Annotated in this window: 18 protein-coding genes and 1 tRNA gene; 7 read left to right on the forward strand and 12 right to left on the reverse strand. The window is 72.4% G+C overall.

What is annotated here, in order from left to right; genetic code table 11:
* Positions 1-63 precede the first annotated feature (63 nt).
* Positions 64-137 (reverse strand) — tRNA-Thr (locus OG403_RS16820).
* Between the two features lie 287 nt (positions 138-424).
* Between OG403_RS16820 and OG403_RS16825 the strand changes: the two genes are divergently transcribed.
* The 3 genes from OG403_RS16825 (at position 425) to OG403_RS16835 (ending at position 3,033) form a co-directional block, all read left to right on the forward strand.
* Complete coding sequence (locus tag OG403_RS16825; RefSeq protein ID WP_329565180.1) at positions 425-1,516, forward strand: ABC transporter ATP-binding protein; 1,092 nt, start codon at positions 425-427, stop codon at positions 1,514-1,516.
* Between the two features lie 179 nt (positions 1,517-1,695).
* Positions 1,696-2,163, forward strand: a complete 468-nt coding sequence (locus OG403_RS16830) for a hypothetical protein (protein WP_329565182.1) — start codon at positions 1,696-1,698, stop codon at positions 2,161-2,163.
* 78 nt (positions 2,164-2,241) lie between these two features.
* Positions 2,242-3,033 (forward strand): nucleotidyltransferase family protein, encoded by a 792-nt coding sequence (locus OG403_RS16835; RefSeq protein WP_329565184.1) that lies wholly within the window; start codon positions 2,242-2,244, stop codon positions 3,031-3,033.
* 220 nt (positions 3,034-3,253) lie between these two features.
* Here the strand turns inward: OG403_RS16835 and OG403_RS16840 are convergent, their stop codons facing one another.
* The 6 genes from OG403_RS16840 to OG403_RS16865 form a co-directional block, all read right to left on the reverse strand.
* Complete coding sequence (locus OG403_RS16840) at positions 3,254-5,149, reverse strand: DoxX family membrane protein (RefSeq protein WP_329565186.1); 1,896 nt, start codon at positions 5,147-5,149, stop codon at positions 3,254-3,256.
* Between the two features lie 361 nt (positions 5,150-5,510).
* Complete coding sequence (rlmB, locus tag OG403_RS16845) at positions 5,511-6,506, reverse strand: 23S rRNA (guanosine(2251)-2'-O)-methyltransferase RlmB (protein WP_329565188.1); 996 nt, start codon at positions 6,504-6,506, stop codon at positions 5,511-5,513.
* A gap of 116 nt (positions 6,507-6,622) precedes the next feature.
* Positions 6,623-8,017: a cysteine--tRNA ligase gene (gene cysS, locus OG403_RS16850; protein WP_329565190.1), complete on the reverse strand. Its 1,395-nt coding sequence runs from the start codon at positions 8,015-8,017 to the stop codon at positions 6,623-6,625.
* A 166-nt stretch (positions 8,018-8,183) separates the two neighbouring features.
* A complete protein-coding gene (ispF, locus tag OG403_RS16855; RefSeq protein ID WP_329565192.1) occupies positions 8,184-8,720 on the reverse strand; it encodes a 2-C-methyl-D-erythritol 2,4-cyclodiphosphate synthase in 537 nt (178 codons plus the stop codon).
* Positions 8,710-9,462 (reverse strand): 2-C-methyl-D-erythritol 4-phosphate cytidylyltransferase, encoded by a 753-nt coding sequence (gene ispD, locus OG403_RS16860; RefSeq protein ID WP_442911071.1) that lies wholly within the window; start codon positions 9,460-9,462, stop codon positions 8,710-8,712. Before ispD ends, ispF begins: the two co-directional genes overlap by 11 nt.
* 270 nt (positions 9,463-9,732) lie before the next feature.
* Positions 9,733-10,215: a CarD family transcriptional regulator gene (locus OG403_RS16865; protein WP_030244332.1), complete on the reverse strand. Its 483-nt coding sequence runs from the start codon at positions 10,213-10,215 to the stop codon at positions 9,733-9,735.
* Between the two features lie 491 nt (positions 10,216-10,706).
* On the opposite strand from OG403_RS16865, the gene OG403_RS16870 reads away from it, so the two are divergent.
* Positions 10,707-11,387, forward strand: coding sequence for a DUF461 domain-containing protein (locus OG403_RS16870; protein WP_329565196.1), 681 nt, complete (start codon positions 10,707-10,709; stop codon positions 11,385-11,387).
* A 145-nt stretch (positions 11,388-11,532) separates the two neighbouring features.
* On the opposite strand, the gene OG403_RS16875 is transcribed toward OG403_RS16870, so the two are convergent.
* Positions 11,533-12,228, reverse strand: a complete 696-nt coding sequence (locus OG403_RS16875) for a response regulator transcription factor (protein ID WP_329565198.1) — start codon at positions 12,226-12,228, stop codon at positions 11,533-11,535.
* Positions 12,225-13,523 carry a sensor histidine kinase gene (locus OG403_RS16880; protein ID WP_329565200.1) on the reverse strand — a complete coding sequence of 433 codons (1,299 nt, stop codon included), beginning with the start codon at positions 13,521-13,523 and terminating at the stop codon, positions 12,225-12,227. Before OG403_RS16880 ends, OG403_RS16875 begins: the two co-directional genes overlap by 4 nt.
* 271 nt (positions 13,524-13,794) lie before the next feature.
* Between OG403_RS16880 and phoU the strand changes: the two genes are divergently transcribed.
* Positions 13,795-14,460, forward strand: a complete 666-nt coding sequence (gene phoU / locus OG403_RS16885; RefSeq protein WP_329565202.1) for a phosphate signaling complex protein PhoU — start codon at positions 13,795-13,797, stop codon at positions 14,458-14,460.
* A gap of 163 nt (positions 14,461-14,623) precedes the next feature.
* Positions 14,624-14,812, forward strand: a complete 189-nt coding sequence (locus tag OG403_RS16890) for a hypothetical protein (protein WP_329565204.1) — start codon at positions 14,624-14,626, stop codon at positions 14,810-14,812.
* Between the two features lie 61 nt (positions 14,813-14,873).
* Here OG403_RS16890 and OG403_RS16895 read toward each other — a convergent pair whose 3' ends face one another.
* Complete coding sequence (locus tag OG403_RS16895; RefSeq protein WP_329565207.1) at positions 14,874-15,632, reverse strand: phosphoglyceromutase; 759 nt, start codon at positions 15,630-15,632, stop codon at positions 14,874-14,876.
* A 170-nt stretch (positions 15,633-15,802) separates the two neighbouring features.
* Here OG403_RS16895 and OG403_RS16900 point away from each other — a divergent pair, with 170 nt between their 5' ends.
* A complete protein-coding gene (locus tag OG403_RS16900) occupies positions 15,803-17,131 on the forward strand; it encodes an MDR family MFS transporter (protein ID WP_329565209.1) in 1,329 nt (442 codons plus the stop codon).
* Here OG403_RS16900 and OG403_RS16905 read toward each other — a convergent pair.
* Together OG403_RS16905 and mshA are read right to left on the reverse strand one after the other, a co-directional pair.
* Complete coding sequence (locus OG403_RS16905; RefSeq protein ID WP_329565211.1) at positions 17,074-17,649, reverse strand: YbjN domain-containing protein; 576 nt, start codon at positions 17,647-17,649, stop codon at positions 17,074-17,076. The genes OG403_RS16900 and OG403_RS16905 overlap by 58 nt on opposite strands.
* A gap of 144 nt (positions 17,650-17,793) precedes the next feature.
* Positions 17,794-19,164, reverse strand: coding sequence for a D-inositol-3-phosphate glycosyltransferase (mshA, locus tag OG403_RS16910; protein ID WP_442911072.1), 1,371 nt, complete (start codon positions 19,162-19,164; stop codon positions 17,794-17,796).
* Positions 19,165-19,214: the final 50 nt, after the last annotated feature.

Raw genomic sequence — 19,214 nt, forward strand, 5'->3', positions numbered from 1 at the left:
GCCCTTCCCAACGATCGGGGAAGGGCCCTGCGTGCATCTCGCGCGGAGAATCTCAGACTCCGGAGCCCCCTGTCGGGTTCGAACCGACGACCCCCGCTTTACAAGAGCGGTGCTCTGGCCAACTGAGCTAAGGAGGCACGGCAACCCTCCGCGGCGTGGGCCACGGCGGCAACCGGGTCGCAGTCTACCGGCAGGGGTGGGTCGCGTGGGGGCGGAAGGGTGGGGAGTTCGGCGGGAGTGTGATCGGACTGGTACCGGCGGGGGCACGGAGGGGGCTGACAAGGGGGAAGGCGGCGGGTAGCCTCTGCCGGAGTCGGTTCTCGGGTGGTACAGACCACCAGTCGAAACGGGGCCGGCGCGCACCAGTTCACCCCTTTACTCGGATCGTCCGGCACGTTCCTGCCGGTGAAGGAGACGCACCATCATGGCTTCTGTCACGTACGACAAGGCGACCCGGCTGTACCCGGGCGGCACCAAGCCCGCCGTCGACGCGCTGGATCTGCACATCGAGGACGGCGAGTTCCTCGTGCTGGTCGGCCCATCCGGCTGCGGCAAGTCGACCAGCCTGCGGATGCTGGCCGGGCTGGAGGACGTCAACGGCGGCGCCATCCGGATCGGCGAGCGCGATGTGACCCACCTGCCGCCCAAGGACCGGGACATCGCCATGGTGTTCCAGAACTACGCGCTGTACCCGCACATGACCGTCGCGGACAACATGGGCTTCGCGCTCAAGATCGCCGGCGTCAACAAGGCCGAGATCCGCAAGAAGGTCGAGGAGGCCGCGAAGATCCTCGACCTCACCGAGTACCTGGACCGCAAGCCGAAGGCGCTCTCCGGCGGTCAGCGCCAGCGTGTCGCGATGGGTCGTGCGATCGTCCGCGAGCCGCAGGTCTTCCTGATGGACGAGCCGCTGTCCAACCTGGACGCCAAGCTCCGCGTCTCCACCCGTACGCAGATCGCCGGCCTGCAGCGCCGCCTGGGGATCACCACGGTCTACGTGACGCACGACCAGACCGAGGCCATGACCATGGGCGACCGGGTCGCCGTGCTCAAGGACGGCCTGCTCCAGCAGGTGGACACGCCGCGGAAGATGTACGACAAGCCCGCGAACGTCTTCGTCGCCGGCTTCATCGGCTCGCCCGCGATGAACCTGGTCAACGTCCCGCTGGTGGACGGCGGCGTGAAGTTCGGCGGCTCGGTGATCAACATCGACCGCGAGCACCTGGCCGGCGCCGGCAGCGACAAGACGGTGACCGTGGGCATCCGCCCGGAGCACTTCGAGATCGTCTCCGGCGGCGGGATCGACGGCGTGGCCGTCACGGTCAACGTGGTCGAGGAGCTCGGCGCGGACGGCTTCGTCTACGGCACCACCAAGATCAGTGGCGAGGACGTGGACATCGTGGTGCGGGTCCACGGCCGGCAGATCCCGCAGAAGGGCGAGACCATCCACGTGGTCCCGACCGGCGGCGAGACGCACGTCTTCTCGACCAGCACCGGCGAGCGCCTCAGCGCCTGATCGTTCTCAACACCACAGCACCGCAACACCACAGCACCTCAGCGCCTCAGCGCCACGCGCACAACCGAACGACCCAGCGCGGCCCCGTCGGACACCCGTCCGGCGGGGCCGCGCCGTACCTTCACTCATCCGTGTGACGGAGTGTCTGCGAGGCATCACTCGGCGCTAACCTCACTGGCGTGAAGCAGCTCGTTCGCCGCATCGGCCAGACCATCGCCCTCACCCTGCCCGTGATCCTGGTGACCACCGGCACCCTCGCCGTGACCAGGGTCGCCTGGGCGCCTCCGGTGAACGACAGCCAGCAGGTGGTGGCTGCCGCCAGCGGCGTCGGGGGTGGCATCGGCCGCACCGCCACCACCGCCGACGTCACCGGCGGCAGCAGCAACGCCAACCACCCGGGCATGTCCCCGCAGGACGCCCTGCGCACCGACCTGATGGAGGAGTTGCGCTCGCGCGGCCCGGCCGCCGCGCTGGACCTGCTGGACCGCAGCATGACCGCGCAGCCCTCGCTCACCCCGTACTGCACCTCGCTCGCCAAGGAGTTGGGACAGGCGACGCTGAAGCTGTACCAGGGCGACGTGCAGCGCGCCCGGTCCTTCGCCCGTCCGGTCTGCGACGGCTCGTTCGCGGCCGGCATCGCGGGCTGACCTACCGTCAATCTGCCCAGACCGCAGTGTGATTGACGCTTTCCCCGCAGAGCGGCATCCAGGCCTATCCTGCTGCTCATGACCGGCTTCGACCTTCCCGCGCCCCCCGCCAGCCCGAGCCCGCTCGCTGCTCCACTCGCCGCCCCGACCGCCGCCGCCACCGTCACGCAGGCCGTGATCCTGGCCGGCGGTCAGGGCTCACGGCTGCGCCCGTACACCGATGACCGGCCCAAGCCGCTGGTCGAGATCCCCGGCACCGGTACACCGATCGTCGGACACCAACTCGCCTGGCTGGCAGCCGAAGGCGTGACGGACGTGGTGATCTCCTGCGGCCATCTGGCCGAGGTGCTGCAGGCCTGGCTGGACCAGGCCGAGCTGCCGCTCCGGGTCAGCACCGTGATCGAGGCCGAACCGCTGGGCCGGGGCGGTGGATTGAAGTTCGCCGCGAAGGCGCTGCCGCGCCCGGACGAGCCCTGGTACGCCACCAACGGGGACATCTGGACCCGGTTCAGCCTGCGCGAGATGGCCGCCTTCCACCACGAGCGGGGCGCCCTCGCCACCCTCGCGCTGGCCCGGCCCCGGATCCCCTGGGGCGCGGTGGAGACCGACCAGTTCGGCAACATCCTGGACTTCATCGAGGCGCCGCCCTCCCCGTTCCTGATCAACGCCGGGCTCTACGTCTTCGCGGCCGGCTTCGCCGAGCTGCTGCCGGACGTGGGCGACCACGAGCGCACCACCTTCCCGCAACTCGCCCGTGCCAAGCGGCTCGCGGGCTACCAGCTGCCGCAGGGCGTCTACTGGCGGGCGATCGACACCGCCAAGGACCTCGCCGAGGCCGCCAAGGAGCTGGCCGCGACGCGCCAGGACTGATCCCGACCGGATCCGCCGCAGGCCGCACGCAGTAAGCAGCGCGCAGCGCACTCCTGACCCCGAACGCCGATCACCCTCCCCCGAATCGGATCGATATCCGTCCAGGGGAGGGTGATTGACGTAGCGTCAGGCAGTGGAGCGAGGCCCCGGCCTTACCTACCCGGGCAACCTCAGGCCGTATCGGCGTGAGCGGCGGCCTCAGGCCCCCAGCCCCCAGCCCTCAGGCCATCGGCGCGCCCCCTGATGACGCACCGGCCCCGGGCCCCGGCATCCCCAGCGTCGCCGGCAGCCGCAGCTGCGGTGGCCCGCTGCCCAGCACCCCGCCGATCAGACCCTCGCTCGGGCTGGGCTTGGGCGCCCGGGTGCTGCCGCCGGAGCCCGTGCCCTGGTTGCCGCCGGGCGCGGGCGCCCCGCCTCCGCCCGGAGTGGCCCCGGGGGCCGGCGCGCCGGCCGACGAACCGCTGCCCTGGCCGGCCGCGTTACCGGCCCCCGAGCCGTCGGCCGCCCCGCCACGGCCGGAGGTGGACGGGTGTGCCTTGGTGCTCCTACCGGCCGTCGGCGTGGGTGAGGGCGACGCGGACGGCGCAGCCGACGGTGCGGTGGTCGCGGGCGCGGTGGGCGCTCCGGCGGCCGGCACGCCCGGGACGGGCACCACCGGGGCGTGCGACACGCCCGAGCCACCGGTGGTGGCCGGCCAGACCGGCGTGCCGTAGTCGGTCGGCGGCTGGCCCGGACCGGGCTGCGACCGACCGCCGGTGCGCACCGCGGCGCCCAGCAGCGAACCGAGCAGCAGGGTCATCCCGATCACCACGACCGCCACCACGGTGCCCCGCCGCAGCACCCGGCGCCGCACCGCCCTGGGCGCCTGCGGGCCGTACCGGCGCCAGGCCTCCAGGGCGAGCCTGCCGTCCAGTGAGGCGAACGGCGCGCCGGCCATCAGCAGCGGGCTCCAGGCCGCCAGGAAGATCAGGTCGGGCGTGTCGTAGACCGGCACGGCCCGCCAGCTCACCGTGAAGAGCAGCGCGGCGGAGAGCAGCATCGCGGCCCCGGCCGCCAGCCGCTGCCAGAGCCCGAGCAGCGACAGCACGCCGACCACGATCTCGGTGAACGCCACGCCCAGGCCGGCTCCGACCGGGTGCGCCATGGCGAAGTCCAGCAGCGGCTGGGCCACCTTCCACGGGTGCAGCGAGGCGAGCCAGCGCATCATCGAGCCGCGGTTGCCGCCGTCGAAGTACACCGGATCGCAGAGCTTGCTGAAGCCGGCGTAGACCGAGAGCGAACCGAGCAGCACCCGCAGCGGCAGCAGCACCAGCCCGAGGTCGACCTTCCGGCCGGGGTGCCACGCGTGCCGGCTCGACTCGCCCGCCACGGCGGCGGCTGCCGAGTGCTCAGGCAGCTCCCCGCTCGGCTGCCAGCCCGCGGGGCGGACCCGCTGCGGTCGCGGCGCGGCGGGCCGCACCGGCCCGCCGGGTCCGGTCGGCCCGTCCGCCCAGCCGTGCGGCTGGCGGGGCACCGAGCCTCGCCCACCGAAGCCGCCATGACCGCTGCCGTGACCGCCGCCGTAGGAGCCGCCGCCGTAGCCGTACGACCCGCCGACCGGCGTGTCGTCCCAGCCCGGCATGGCCTCCAGCGGCTGGGTCCGCTCGGAGTCGACCAGCCCCACCGAGGACCCGCCGCCGCCCGGGGCGATCCCGGGCGACCCGGCGGTCCCGGCCGAACCCGGACCACCCGCGGGCGCGGGCACGGTGTTCAACCGCACCGCGTCCAGCAGCTGAGTGGCCGCCAGGTCGCCGGGTGCCGCCTGACCGCTCCAGGTGACCGCGGTGACCCGGCCCTTGCGCCGCGGCGCGCCGACCACCGCCGAGCCACCCAACGAGGCTCCGGCGCCCGCCATCGCACCGGCACCGGCCAGCGCTCCGGCGTCGGCGCGGCCGGCCCGGACCAGCCCGGGTCGGCCGCCGTACGTCAACGCCGCGTACGGCCGCCCGAAGGAGTCCGCGTACGGCGCTGCCACCGGCGGCGGCGCGTCGAGCAGCGGCGCGACCGGCGCGGCCAGTCTGAGCCGGAAGCTGACCTGGGTGCTACTGAGCCGAGCCGGATCGCTCGGCACCTTCACGGTGCTGAGGCTGGGCTCAGCCTCTATCCCTGTCGCTTGGCCAAACCGGGGGCGCCGAGGTGTTCTGGTGTCCACACCCCTCTAACCGGGTGACACCCCGTTAGGACACTCTCCCGGGTGCAACTCCCGGGCGTGGCTGACGGATCCGGTCACTCTCGCACGGGATAGTGAACGTTTGGGTCAAGCCCGAAAAGAACCCGTCAGCACCGCGCAAACTCCGACCGACGCGCGCCCGACCCGCCCAACCGCCGCGCGCCCGACCCGCCCGCCGCGCCCGACCCGCCCGCCCGCCGCGCCCGACCCGCCCGCCCGCCGCGCCCGGCCGACGCGCAACAGACGCGCCCGGCCGACACGCCGCCGGTCACCCCACCTTGGAACGCAGCCGCGCCGCCTCGTAGAGCACGATCCCGGCCGCGACACCGGCGTTCAGCGACTCGGTCTGGCCCGGCATCGGAATCCGCACCCGGATGTCGCAGGTCTCCGCGACCAGCCGGGACAGTCCCTTGCCCTCGCTACCGGCCACGATCACCACCGGCCCGGTCAGCGCCTCCAGGTCGCCGATCTCGGCCTCGCCGTCCGCCGCCAGGCCGACCACCATGAGCCCGGCCTTCTGGTAGGCCTCCAGCGCCCGGGTCAGGTTGGTCGCCCGGGCCACCGGCAGCCGGGCCGCCGCGCCCGAGGAGGTCTTCCAGGCACCGGCCGTCATGCCGGCCGCCCGCCGCTCGGGGATCACCACGCCGTGCGCGCCGAACGCGGCGGCCGACCGGACCACGGCGCCCAGGTTGCGCGAGTCGGTGACCCCGTCCAGCGCCATGACCAGCGCGTCCTGACCCAGTCCGGCCGCGGCCTCCAGCAGGTCATCGGGGTGCGCGTACTCGTACGGCGGAACCTGGAGCACCAGGCCCTGGTGGTTGAGGCCACCGGTCATCTGGTCCAGCTGCGGGCGCGGCGCCTCCATCAGCGGGATGCCCCGCTCGTTGGCGGCCTGGAACGCCTCGCGCACCCGGTCGTCGGTGTCGATGAACTGCATCACGTAGAGCGCGGTGGCCGGCACGCCGCCGATCAGCGCCTCCACCACCGAGTTGCGGCCGACCACCAGCTCGGCGGCACCCGCCCCGCCGCGACCGCCCCGGCCACCGCCGCCGGAGCGGCGCATACCGGCACGCGCCTTGGCGTCCCGCTCGCGCTTGATCGCGGCGTTCGCGGCCCGCTGCTTGGGGTGCCCCTTGCGGGCCTCGCCGGGCGGGGTCGGGCCCTTGCCCTGCAGCGCCTTCCGGCTGTGGCCGCCGGTCCCGACGCTCGCACCCTTCTTCGATCCGGGGTTGCGGGCGTTCCTGCGCTGGCTGTTGCCGGCCATGGCGATACTTCCTGTTCTATCCGTCTGCGTCATGCCGATGGGCCGTACCGGTCGAGGCTCGTCAAGACTCCTCGAACGAAGTACGGCCCACCGGCGCCCTGCGGGTACACGCGGGGCTACTGGTTGCTGATCGTCCAGCGCGGGCCGGACGGGGTGTCCTCGATCGCCAGGCCGGCCAGGCCCAGCTGGTCGCGGATGGCGTCCGCGGTGGCGAAGTCCTTGCGCTCCCGGGCCGCCTGGCGCTGGTCCAGGACCAACCGGACCAGCGAGTCGACGACCCCGTGCAGGTCCTCGCCACGCTCCGTGCCGGTCCACTGCGGGTCGAGCGGGTCGAGCCCCAGCACTCCGAGCATCGCACGGACCTCGGCGAGTCGCGCTACCGCGTTCTCCTTGTCGTCCGCGTTCAGCGCGCTGTTGCCCTGCCGGACGGCGGTGTGCACCACGGCCAGCGCCTGCGGCACGGCGAAGTCGTCGTCCATCGCCTCGGCGAAGGCCGGCGGCACCTCGGCGGCCGGCTCGACCGGACCGCAGAGTTCGACCACCCGCTGGATGAAGCCCTCGATCCGGCCGAACCCGGCCTCGACCTCGCGCAGCGACTCCTCGCTGTACTCGATCATCGAGCGGTAGTGCGGGGCGGCCAGGTAGTAGCGGAGCACGATCGGGCGCCAGCGCTTCACCATCTCGGAGATCAGCACCGAGTTGCCGAGCGACTTGCTCATCTTCTCGCCGCTCATGGTGACCCAGGCGTTGTGCACCCAGAAGTTCGCGAACTCGTCGCCGAAGGCCTTGGACTGGGCGATCTCGTTCTCGTGGTGCGGGAAGATCAGGTCCAGCCCGCCGCCGTGGATGTCGAAGGCCTTGCCCAGGTACTTGTGCACCATGGCCGAGCACTCCAGGTGCCAGCCGGGGCGGCCCTGGCCCCACGGGGTGGTCCAGCTCGGCTCGCCCGGCTTGGCGGCCTTCCACATCGCGAAGTCGCGCGGGTCGCGCTTGCCGGTCTCGCCCTCGCCCTCGGGCTGCTTGAGGTTCTCCAGCTTCTGGTTGGAGAGCTCCAGGTACTGCGGGAAGGACTTGACGTCGAAGTAGACGTTGCCGTCAGCCGCGTAGGCGTGGCCCTTGGCGATCAACGTCTGCATCATGTCGATCATCTCGGGGATGTGGCCGGTGGCCCGCGGCTCCACGGTCGGCGGCAGGCAGCCGATCGCCGTGTAACCGTCGTTGAAGGCGCGCTCGTTGGCGTAGGCGATCTGCCACCAGGGGACGCCGAGCTCGTGCTCCTTCTTGATCACCTTGTCGTCGATGTCGGTGACGTTGCGCACGAACGTCACCTCGAAGCCGCGATAGGCCAGCCAGCGGCGCATCACGTCGAAGTTGAGGTTGGACCGGATGTGTCCGATGTGCGGGGCGCCCTGCACGGTCGCACCGCACAGGTACATCGAGACACAACCCGGTACAAGCGGGACGAAGTCGCGTACCTGGCGGGTGCTGGTGTCGTACAGGCGAAGGCTCACATCGTCCAGGGTAGTGGGAATCAGGGGATGCCCCGCGACGTTTGCGCGGTCCACCCGTCACGAGTTCATGGCAAACCGGACGATCCGGATCCGTTTTCCCTGCCCAGTCGTCGGACCAACCGCCGCCCCGGCCACCGGGCCGTCCGTCGGGCCAGGTGCCGGACCATCAGCCGCGCGGGTAGACCAGCGCGGTGGCCAGGCCCACCAGGCCCTCACCGCGCCCGGTCAAGCCGAGCCCGTCGGTGGTCGCCGCCGAGAGCGAGACCGGTGCGCCGGCCGCGGCCGAGAGCACTGCCTCGGACTCCTGGCGCCGAGCCCCGATCCGCGGCCGCACCCCGATCACCTGCACCGCGATGTTGCCGATCTCGAAACCCGCCGCCCGCACGATCCGGGCCGCCTCGGTCAGCAGCGTGACCCCCGAAGCGCCCTTCCACTCGGGGCGGTCGGTACCGAAGTGGGTGCCCAGGTCGCCGAGCCCGGCGGCCGAGAAGATCGCGTTGCAGGCGGCGTGCGCGACCACGTCGGCGTCCGAGTGGCCGGCCAGGCCCTGCTCGTAGCCGTCCCAGCGCAGCCCGCCCACCCAGAGCGGCACACCGTCCGCGAAGGCGTGCACATCGGTGCCGATCCCCACCCGGGGCAGGACTGGGATGACGGGGGTGACAGGCGCAACGGGACCGCTCGTTGACGAGGCGTCAGAAACCATCGGAAGCCCTCCTGCGGGCGAGTACGGCCTCGGCGAGCACGAGGTCCAGCGGACGGGTCACCTTGAACGCCTCCTCGTGGCCCGGCACCACGACCACCTGGCCGCCGTAGTGCTCGACCAGCCCGGCGTCGTCGGTCACCACCGGCGAGCCGCCCTCGGCCTCCTCGGCCAGCGCCTTGGCGTGCACCTCGGCCAGCGTCTCGCGGCGGAAGCCCTGCGGGGTCTGCACCGCCCGCAGCGTGCCGCGGTCGGGAGTGTCGAGCACCGGCTCCGGCTCACCGGCGGCCACCGGGCGCACCCGCTTGACGGTGTCCGCCAGCGGCACGGCCGGCACCACGGCCTCGGCCCCGGCCCGCACCGCGGCCACCACCGCGTCCACCACCTCGACCGGCACCAGCGGCCGGGCCGCGTCGTGCACCAGCACGATCTCGGTGCTCGCCGGGATCGCCGCCAGGCCCAGCCGGACCGACTCCTGCCGGGTCGCGCCGCCGGCCACCACCCGGATGTCCTTGCCGTCCAGCCCGTGGCTGTCCAGCAGGCCCAGCACCTCGGCGACCCCCTGCGGCGGCGCGGCGACCACCACCAGGCCGACCGCCCGACTGCGGGCCAGCGCCCGGACGGCGTGCACCAGCAGCGGCGCGCCGCCCAGGTCACGCAGCGCCTTGGGTGCCCCGGGGCCGAGCCGCTCGCCCCGCCCGGCGGCCGGAACCACGGCCGCCGCCACTACTCCTGTGCTGTTCAGGGTTTCACTCCTTCGGCGAAGTGGGTATGGCCCAGGCGTACCCGTCAGACGGTGCACCGGACCCCTTCCACCCCGGCGCCGCCTCTCGGGTACCGGTGTGCAGGCCCCCACGCTACGAGCACAACCGGACACACGTCACACCCGGGACAGGGATCCGGCCCCAGGCATGCCACAGCGCCCGAGTGCCTTCCCGGCACCGGGCGCTGCAAACGGCCGTTGTGGCACGGCGTTGCGGCACGGCTCAGGCCGTGCAACAACACCGACGTCGCACTACGAGGCCAGCACCTCGTCGAGCAGCGTCTCCGCCTTGTCCTCGTTGGTGTTCTCCGCCAGCGCCAGTTCGCTGACGAGGATCTGCCGAGCCTTGGCGAGCATCCGCTTCTCGCCGGCCGACAGGCCGCGCTCGCGCTCCCGCCGCCACAGGTCGCGCACGACCTCGGCGACCTTGATGACGTCACCGGATGCGAGCTTCTCCAGGTTCGCCTTGTAGCGACGAGACCAGTTGGTGGGCTCTTCGGTGTACGGTGCGCGCAGCACCTCGAAGACCCGGTCCAGACCCTCCTGGCCGACCACGTCGCGCACGCCGACGAACTCCGCGTTCTCCGCGGGGACGCGCAGCGTGAGGTCACCCTGCTGAACCTTCAGCACCAGGTAGGTCTTGTCCACACCTTTGATCTGGCGAATTTCGATGGCCTCGATCAGTGCAGCCCCGTGATGGGGGTAGACCACCGTGTCGCCAACCTTGAACGTCATGTGACAGGACCCCTTCCGTGGCTTTCCAGAATAACACGCTTTTCCGTCCACCCGAAGGGCGTTTTCGCAGGTCAGGGCCGGTCTCGGGGCTTGACAAGGACCCCTGCGACGTGCTGCGGCCACCCCGCTGGAGCGGCTTCTCGCAGGTCGGAGGCCCTTCTCGCGGCGATCGAAACCTCGGGCAACACCCCGGTAAGCAGCAATCGATCTTGAAGTCGACACGGGATATTCACTGTTTCCCGATCGTGATCTGATCTTGACGTGGTTCCGGAAGCCCACACATCACCGTCACACCGCACCCCGGCCCACCGCTCGGCGGGCGCCCGGACCGCACGCCGGTCCGGGCCCGGTGGCGGCCCGGACCGCACGGCGCCGCCCGATCACCGGAGTGGTCCGTTCGCGACACGGGGCCACCCCGTGAGGGGCGGATAAGTGCGGTGGGTACGCTGAGCGCTGACAACCCGACACGTGACCCAAGGAGATGCGCCGCCGTGAGCCGCAGCCTTCGACGCGGTGGCACTGCCGCCATCGTCCTCGCCCTCGCCGCCGTCTCGCTGTCCGCCTGCGCTGCGGGGGGCAGCGCCGAGACACAGCAGATCAAGCCGGACTCGCCGGCCACTTCACTGGGCGCCGACCTCAAGCTGAACGCCATCGTCGTCGTGGTCAGCCAGGACCAGAGCCCTGGCCAGCCCGGCGCCGCGAACCTGACGGTCAACATCAGCAACACCGGCAGCACCCCGCAGACCCTGACCAACGTCACCGTCGCCGGCACCGCCGCGACCCTCGACGACTCCACCGGCGCGCCGGCGCCCGGCGGCATCGTGATCCCGGCCAACGGTGCGGTGGCGCTCGGCGCCAGCGGGCAGCCCTCCGCGCAGCTCTCCTCGGTGACGCTGACCGCAGGCGGCTACACGCCGGCCTCGTTCACCTTCTCCAGCGCGGGCAAGGTCGACTCCTCGGCGCTGGTCACCCCGGCCCAGGGCCCCTTCCAGTCGTACGGCCCGGCATCGCCGTCCGGCTCCGCCTCGCCGCTGGCGAGCGGCTCGGCCGGCGCGTCCGCCTCGCCCGCCGCGAGCGGGTCCGCCACCGCCTCGGCGGGCGCGAGCACCTCGGCCACCACGAGCGCCCCGGCCTCGACCACCGGCTCCCCGAGCTCCGGCGCCTCGCACTGAGCACTGGGGCGCGCACCCCGGCGTACGGGTAGCGCGCCCCGCGTACGGCTGAGGGCCGCACCCCCTTTCTCCGGGGTGCGGCCCTCAGCCGTAGGCCGGTGCCGGGCGGTCCCGCCGCAACGGCTCCGACCTGATCAGGCGATCTTTACGGCTCGAACTTGTAGCCGAGGCCACGGACCGTGACCAGGTAGCGCGGCGCGCCCGGGTCCGGCTCGATCTTGGCGCGCAGCCGCTTCACGTGGACGTCCAGGGTCTTGGTGTCACCGACGTAGTCGGCGCCCCAGACCCGGTCGATCAGCTGCATCCGGGTGAGCACCCGGCCCGCGTTGCGCAGCAGCATCTCCAGCAGGTCGAACTCCTTGAGCGGCAGGTCGACCTTGGCGCCGTCCACGGTGACCACGTGCCGGTCCACGTCCATCCGGACCGGGCCCGCCTCCAGCGCGCCGGGGCCGCCGCCGTCGTTGCCGATGCCGCCCTCCTCGCCGCGGCGGCGCAGCACCGCGCGGATCCGGGCGACCAGCTCACGGGTGGAGTAGGGCTTGGTGACGTAGTCGTCAGCGCCTATCTCCAGGCCGACGACCTTGTCGATCTCGCTGTCCTTGGCGGTCACCATGATCACCGGCACGTTGGAGCGCACCCGCAGCTGGCGGCAGACCTCGGTGCCGGGCAGCCCGGGCAGCATCAGGTCGAGCAGCACCAGGTCGGCGCCGTTGCGTTCGAACTGCTCCAGCGCGTCGGGCCCGGTGGCGGCGACGGCCACCTCGAAACCTTCCTTGCGAAGCATGTACGAGAGGGCGTCGCTGAACGACTCCTCGTCCTCGACCACCAGTACTCGGGTCACGATCGGGCCTCCGGGGCAGGAAGGGGGGTTGGGGTTGCGGATTGATCGGTGGCGCTGTCCGCCGTGTCGCCGCCTGCGGCGACCGCCGGGTTCTGCCCGGCGGGTAGCCGGACAGTGAAAGTCGAGCCCTGGCCCTCGACGCTCCAGACCGAGACGGTCCCGCCGTGCGAGGCCGCCACGTGCTTGACGATGGACAGGCCCAGGCCGGTACCGCCGGTGGCCCGGCTGCGGGCCGGATCCACCCGGTAGAAGCGTTCGAAGATCCGCTCGCGGTCCTTCTCCGAGATGCCGATGCCCTGGTCGGTCACCGAGATCTCGATCAGCTCGCCGTCCGCCTCCCCGATCGCGGCGGCGCTGGCTATCCGGCGGGTCGCGATCGCCACCCGGGTGCGCGGCGGGCTGTAGTTGACGGCGTTCTCGACCAGGTTGCCGAGGGCCGCGGCGAGCTGGCCGCGGTCCCCGAAGAGGTAGAGGCCGGCGATACCGCCGGCCGCGATGTGGATCTGCTTGGCCGCGGCCTGCTGGCGGCAGCGGTCCATCGCCTCGGCGATCAGCTCGTCCACCGGGACCGGCTCGGGGTCCATCAGCAGGCGATCGTCCTGGACCCGGGAGAGGTCGATGATCTCCTGCACCAGGCTGGCCAGCCTGGTCGCCTCGATCTGCATCCGGCCGGCGAAGCGCTGCACCGCCTCCGGGTCGTCGGCCGCGTCCGCCACCGCCTCGGAGAGCAGTGACAGGGCCCCCACCGGCGTCTTGAGCTCATGGCTGACGTTGGCCACGAAGTCGCGCCGGACCGCCTCGATCCGGCGGCGTTCGGTGAGGTCCTCGACCAGCACCAGGACCAGCCGGGAGCCGAGCGGGGCAACCCGGACCGAGACCGAGAGCGGCTCGCCGTGGCGCGCCACCCCCGGGCGCGGCACGTCCAGCTCGGCCTGGCGGATCTCACCGTCCCTGCGGGTCGCTCTGGCCAGCGCGAGCATCGGCTCGACGGCCACCGCGCCACCGCGGACCAGGCCCATCGAGTAGGCGGCGGAGCTGGCCTTGACCACCTCGTCGCCGTCGCCCAGCACGATCGCGCAGGACCGCAGCACCGAGAGCACCGTGTCCACACCGGGCGGCAGGGCCGACTCCTGGAGAGGGGTGCTCACCGCTGTCGCGCTGCTTCTCCTACCGTTGCCGCTGTTGCTGCCCCGACCCTGCTCGCGCTCGCTCCAGCGGAAGGCGATGGAGGCCGTGAGACCGACGCCGAGGCCGGCGATGGCGCAGGCAGCGGCGGCGGCCACATTCACGTCCATGCGGCCAGCCTAAGCGCATCAACCGGCCGCTCCGTAAGCATCGGATGAAGGCATCGACCGTGCGTTGCCGAGAATTCACCTTCAGGTAGCTGCGGGTTCATCAGGGCGGCCGTGGGTCGTCGCCCGGACAGCGCAGTCTCAATTGCGCAGCCCGTGTGGGTAGGTGACGCGCGTACGATGCGCGCCACCAGCAGCGGCCGCCTACCCGGAGTCCAGGGCCGGCGGCCGGTCGGCACCGCCACCGACACAGCAAGAAGGAGAAGAGAAGCGCATGCGTGACGCTTACCACGAGGAACTCGACTCGATCGGCGACGGCCTGGTCGAGATGGCCCGGCTGGTCGGTTCGGCCGTGGGCCGTGCCACCACGGCGCTGCTCGACGCCGACCTGGCCCTGGCGGAGAGCGTGATCGCGGCCGACGAGAAGGTCAACAACCTCCACCACGAACTGGAGAACACCGCGATCGACGTGCTGGCCCGCCAGCAGCCGGTCGCCACCGACCTGCGGATCGTGGTCACCTCGCTGCGGATGAGCGCGGACCTGGAGCGCTGCGGCGACCTGGCCCGGCACGTCGCCAAGGTGGCCCGGCGGCGCTACCCGGACACGGCCGTGCCGAGCGACCTGCAGCCCATCGTGCTGGAGATGGGTCAGCTCGCCCAGCGCCTGGTGGCCAAGGCCGGCCAGGTCATCGCCACCAAGGACGTGGACGCGGCGCTGCAGCTGGAGCGCGACGACGACGCGATGGACGACCTGCACCGCCAGCTCTTCGCGCACCTGGCCGACGGCCGCTGGCAGCACGGCATCGAGACCGGCGTCGACGTCACCCTGATCGGCCGGTACTACGAGCGCTTCGCCGACCACGCGGTCTCGGTGGCCAAGCGCGTGGTCTTCCTGGTCACCGGCGAGCACGCCGGCGAGTTCGTCCCCGACCAGGCGTAACACCGGACGGCCGGTACCGGCGAGCGGCGACCGGTGCGGGGGCGCACGGCGGCTGCGCGCCCCACACCTACGCGCCCATTGACGCCCCGTCAGCCGTCGGGCTTCACTCGTTGAGCAGGCAACCTGTCACCCTGCCTGCCTCGATCGAGGAGGGCATCGCACCATGACCACCACTCCCGCCCGGCCCGCTCCGACCCCTTCTACCGCCGCACCGAGCCCCCAGGGCTCCCGGATCACGCTGCCGGTGCTGATCGGCGCCTGCGGCTGCGGCCCCGGCTGCGGCTGCGGCTGCCAGTCCGGCGCGCCCTGCCAGTGCGGCGGCGCCAGCGGCGGCTGCTGCGGCGGGCACTGACGAAACGATCAGGCCCGGCCCGGTGCACTGTGCACCGGGCCGGGCCTGATCGTTGTGAAGGCTACTTCTTGCCCTGGTTCTTCACGGCCTCGATGGCGGCCGCGGCGGCCTCGGCGTCCAGGTAGCGGCCGCCGGACGCGACCGGCTTGAAGTCCGCGTCGAGCTCGTAGACCAGCGGGATGCCGGTGGGGATGTTCAGGCCGGCGATCGCCTCGTCGGAGATCCCGTCCAGGTGCTTGACCAGCGCGCGCAGGCTGTTGCCGTGCGCGGTGACCAGGACGGTCTTGCCCGCCGCCAGGTCCGGCACGATCGCGTCGTACCAGTAGGGCAGCATCCGCTCGACGACGTCCTTGAGGCACTCGGTGCGCGGGCGCAGCTCGCTCGGGATGTCCGCGTAGCGGGCGTCGCCGGCCTGCGAGAACTCGGCGCCGTCGGCGAGCACCGGCGGCGGCGTGTCGTACGAGCGGCGCCAGAGTTGGAACTGCTCCTCGCCGAACTCGGCCAGGGTCTGCGCCTTGTCCTTGCCCTGCAGCGCGCCGTAGTGACGCTCGTTCAGCCGCCAGCTGCGGTTGACCGGGATCCAGTGCCGGTCGGCCTTGTCCAGCGCGATCTGCGAGGTGCGGATGGCGCGGCGCAGCAGCGAGGTGTGCACCACGTCCGGGAAGAGACCCTCGGAGGCGAGCAGCTCGCCGCCGCGCGCGGCCTCCTTCTCGCCCTTCTCGTTGAGGTCGACATCGACCCAGCCGGTGAACAGGTTCTTCTGGTTCCACTCGCTCTCGCCGTGACGGAGCAGGATCAGTCGGTAGGTCGTGTCAGCCATGAGGCACAGCTTAATCGAGGCGAAAAAAGGGCTGGCTGGGGCCGACCTCACACATGTAATGTCCTCATTGCCATCTCACCACTTACTTCACCACGTGCCTCAGCATGCCCTCCCGTCGAGCGAACCCCACGCACCGCTCACCGGGACACCTGCCGCCCGGGAGCTGCCCCATGCCCACCGCCCCAGCCGCCCCTGTCCCGCTGACCACCCGGCTGCACAGCGCCATGACCGAATCGGTCGGCGGACTGCCCACGACGTTCTGGTGGCTCTGGACCTCGACCCTGATCAACCGGCTCGGCGGCTTCGTGGTCACCTTCCTGGCGCTCTACCTCACCGTCGATCGCGGCTACTCGGCCTCCTACGCCGGTCTGGTGGCCTCGCTCTTCGGGCTCGGCGGCGCGATCGCGGCGCTGGTCGGCGGAGTGCTGACGGATCGGATCGGGCGCCGTCCCACCCTGCTGGCCGCCCAGCTGATGACCGCGCTCAGCACCGCAGCACTGGGCTTCGCGGACGGACAGCTGATGATCGCCGCGGTGGCCTTCCTGGTCGGCCTGAGCAGCAACGCCTCGCGGCCCGCCGTCTCCGCGATGATCGCCGACCTGGTACCCGCCGCCGACCGGGTGCGGGCCTTCGCCCTGAACTACTGGGCCGTCAACATCGGCTTCGGCGTCTCGGCGGCGGTGGCCGGGCTGGTCGCCGCGCACGGCTATCTGACCCTCTTCATCGCCGATGCCGCCACCACACTGCTCTGCGCCTTCGTGGTCTTCGCCAAGGTTGCGGAGAGCCGCCCGAGGACGACGCCCGGCCAGGCACCGGCCGGCCACGCCGCGGCCGGGTCGGCACCGGCCACCGCCGCCGCGGCGGTCAGCCTCGGGACGGTCTTCCGGGACCGCCGGTTCATGTCGCTGGTCGGGCTGACCTTCCTGCTGGCCCTGGTCTTCCAGCAGGGCAGCACCACGCTCGCGGTGTCCATGGGCAAGTCCGGGCTCAGCACCGAGCAGTACGGTCTGGTGATCGGACTCAACGGTCTGCTGATCGTCCTGCTACAGATCCCGATCACCCGGCTGCTCCGGGGCCGGGACCGGGGCCTGCTGCTGCTGACCGCGGCGCTGCTGACCGGCTGGGGCTTCGGCCTGAACGCGTTCGCCGGCTCCTCCGCCCTGGTCTACGCCGGCAGCGTGGCGGTCTGGACGCTCGGCGAGGTCATCCAGGCGCCGACCAGCATGGGTCTGGTGGCCGAACTCTCGCCGGCCCACGCCCGTGGCCGCTACCAGGGCGTCTACTCGCTGGCCTGGTCGGCCGCCTCGTTCCTGGGTCCGGCCGCCGGCGGCTTCCTGCTGGACCACGCGGGTCACGGCGCGCTCTGGTACGGCTGCGCGGTGCTCGGCACGGTGGCAGCGGTGGGCTACCTGGTGCTGGGCCGGCGGGCGGACGCGGCGCGTCAGCTCCCGGCGCCGGTCCCGGTCTCGGTCCCGGTCCCGGTCTCGACCTCGGCCTGAGCCCCGGACGCAGGCCCGGGCTGGGCCAGGTGCTTGAACGCCGCCAGGTTCCGGGTGGACTCGCCGCGCTTGGTCCGCCACTCCCACTCCCGCCGGATCGCCGAGGCGAACCCCAGCTCCAGCAGGGTGTTGAACGGCTCGTCGGCGTTCTCCAGGACGGTGCCGAGCAGCCGGTCCACCGTCGGCGCGGTGAGCGCCTCCAGCGGCAGGCGGCCGGTCAGATAGACGTCGCCGAGCGGATCCAGCGCGTACCCCACGCCGTACAGCCTGGTGTTGCGCTCCAGCAGCCAGCGGAAGACGGCCTCGTGGTTCTCGTCCGGGCGGCGGATCACGAAGGCGTTCACCGACAGGGTGTGGTCACCGATCCGCAGCGCGCAGGTGGTGCTGAGCTTGCGGGTGCCGGGGAGCGCCGCGACCAGGGTGTACGGATCGGCGGCGGCCGGCTCCCAGTCGACACCGGCCGCGTCGAGCGCGGCGGCGAGCAGGCCGAGGGCCTCGTCCTTGGTACGGGTTGCCATGACCGTGACGTTACCGGCTGGTACCGGCCCGCCGCCGCCGGTCCGGTCCGTGTTCTCCCCTCGACGCCTCCCCTCTTACCGACTCCTACCGACTCCTACCGACGCGGTAGGAGTCGGTAAGAGGGGAGAAGCGCCGGGCAGCGGCTACTGCTGGCTGAGCCGCCGCCGCGCCCCGGCCAGCCGCCCGGCCGGGCGGGCCAGCGCCCCCGCGTAGACCTCGGCGGTGGTCGCGGCGGACGCGCCCCAGCCGAAACCGGCCGCGTGCTCGGCGGCCGCCTCGCCCTGCCGGGCCACCAGCTCGGGATCGGTCACGTACGGCTCCAGTGCCCGCGCCCAGTCGGCCGGCTCGTGACCGCGCACCAGCGTGCCGGTCCGGCCGTCCCGCACCGCGACCGGCAGCCCGCCGACCGCCGCGGCCACCACCGGCGTACCGCAGGCCTGCGCCTCCAGCGCGACCAGTCCGAAGGACTCGCTGTAGGAGGGCATCGCCAGCAGCGTGGCCGCCCGGTACCACTGGGCCAGCTCCGCCTGACCGACCGGCGGATGGAACCGCACCACATCACCGATGCCGAGCTGGGCGGCGAGCTTCTGCAGCCCCAGCGGCCTGGCCAGCCCCGTCCCCGACGGGCCGCCGACCACCGGGACCACCAGCCGCTCGCGCAGCTCGGGCCGTCGCTCAAGCAGCGCCGAGACCGCTCCGAGCAGCACCTCGGGGCCCTTGAGCGGCTGTATCCGGCCGGCGAAGAGCAGCACGGCGGCGTCGGCCGGCAGGCCGAGTCGAGCCCGTGCGGCGCGGCGGTCGCCGGGCCGGAAGACGTCCAGGTTGACCCCCGGGTGCACCACGGCGAGCTGCTCGCCCCGGGCGCCGTAGTGCGCGGCGAGCTCGCCCGCCTCCTCCGCCGTGTTGGCGATCAGCCGGTCGGCGGCCTCGACCACCTGGGTCTCACCGATCACCCGGGCCGCCGGCTCGGGCGTGTCGCCCTCGGCCAGCGCCGCGTTCTTGACCTTGGCCATGGTGTGCATGGTGTGCACCAGCGGCACTCCCCAGCGCTGCGCCGCCAGCCAGCCGACCTGCCCGGAGAGCCAGTAGTGCGAGTGCACCAGGTCGTAGTGGCCCGGCCGGTGCCCCGCCTCGGTGCGCAACACACCGTGGGTGAAGGCGCACAGCTGAGCCGGCAGGTCCTCCTTGATCAGGCCCTCGTACGGACCGGCCGTGACGTGGCGGACCAGCACGCCGGGTGCCAGCTCCACGGTCGGCGGCAGGTCGGAGGAGGTGGCCCGGGTGAACACCTCGATCTCGATGCCGAGCGCGGCCAGACGCTTGGCCAGCTCGACGATGTAGACGTTCATGCCACCGGCATCGCCGGTGCCCGGCTGGTGGAGCGGGGAGGTGTGCACGCTCAGCATCGCGATCCGGCGCGGGCGCCGGGGCCGGCCTGCCGCGAACGCGTGCAGGCGCCCGCGAACCGGCGGGGTCTGCCGGTCACGCCATACCGTCGACACGGGGGGCTTGATCACCTGGCTGCGGCCTCTCTGATCTGCGCTGCGACGCCCTGTACGGCGAC

The organism is Kitasatospora sp. NBC_01266 (genome assembly GCF_036242395.1).
Taxonomy (GTDB): Bacteria; Actinomycetota; Actinomycetes; order Streptomycetales; family Streptomycetaceae; genus Kitasatospora.

Coding starts and splice junctions, on each gene's coding strand:
- phoU (WP_329565202.1), top strand. CDS start 13,795: ATGCGTGACGCTTACCACGAGGAACTCGACTCGATCGGCGACGGCCTG.
- ispF (WP_329565192.1), bottom strand. CDS start 8,720: ATGGTTTCTGACGCCTCGTCAACGAGCGGTCCCGTTGCGCCTGTCACC.
- OG403_RS16905 (WP_329565211.1), bottom strand. CDS start 17,649: ATGGCAACCCGTACCAAGGACGAGGCCCTCGGCCTGCTCGCCGCCGCG.
- OG403_RS16895 (WP_329565207.1), bottom strand. CDS start 15,632: ATGGCTGACACGACCTACCGACTGATCCTGCTCCGTCACGGCGAGAGC.
- OG403_RS16865 (WP_030244332.1), bottom strand. CDS start 10,215: ATGACGTTCAAGGTTGGCGACACGGTGGTCTACCCCCATCACGGGGCT.
- OG403_RS16880 (WP_329565200.1), bottom strand. CDS start 13,523: ATGGACGTGAATGTGGCCGCCGCCGCTGCCTGCGCCATCGCCGGCCTC.
- OG403_RS16825 (WP_329565180.1), top strand. CDS start 425: ATGGCTTCTGTCACGTACGACAAGGCGACCCGGCTGTACCCGGGCGGC.
- OG403_RS16890 (WP_329565204.1), top strand. CDS start 14,624: ATGACCACCACTCCCGCCCGGCCCGCTCCGACCCCTTCTACCGCCGCA.
- OG403_RS16900 (WP_329565209.1), top strand. CDS start 15,803: ATGCCCACCGCCCCAGCCGCCCCTGTCCCGCTGACCACCCGGCTGCAC.
- rlmB (WP_329565188.1), bottom strand. CDS start 6,506: ATGGCCGGCAACAGCCAGCGCAGGAACGCCCGCAACCCCGGATCGAAG.
- OG403_RS16835 (WP_329565184.1), top strand. CDS start 2,242: ATGACCGGCTTCGACCTTCCCGCGCCCCCCGCCAGCCCGAGCCCGCTC.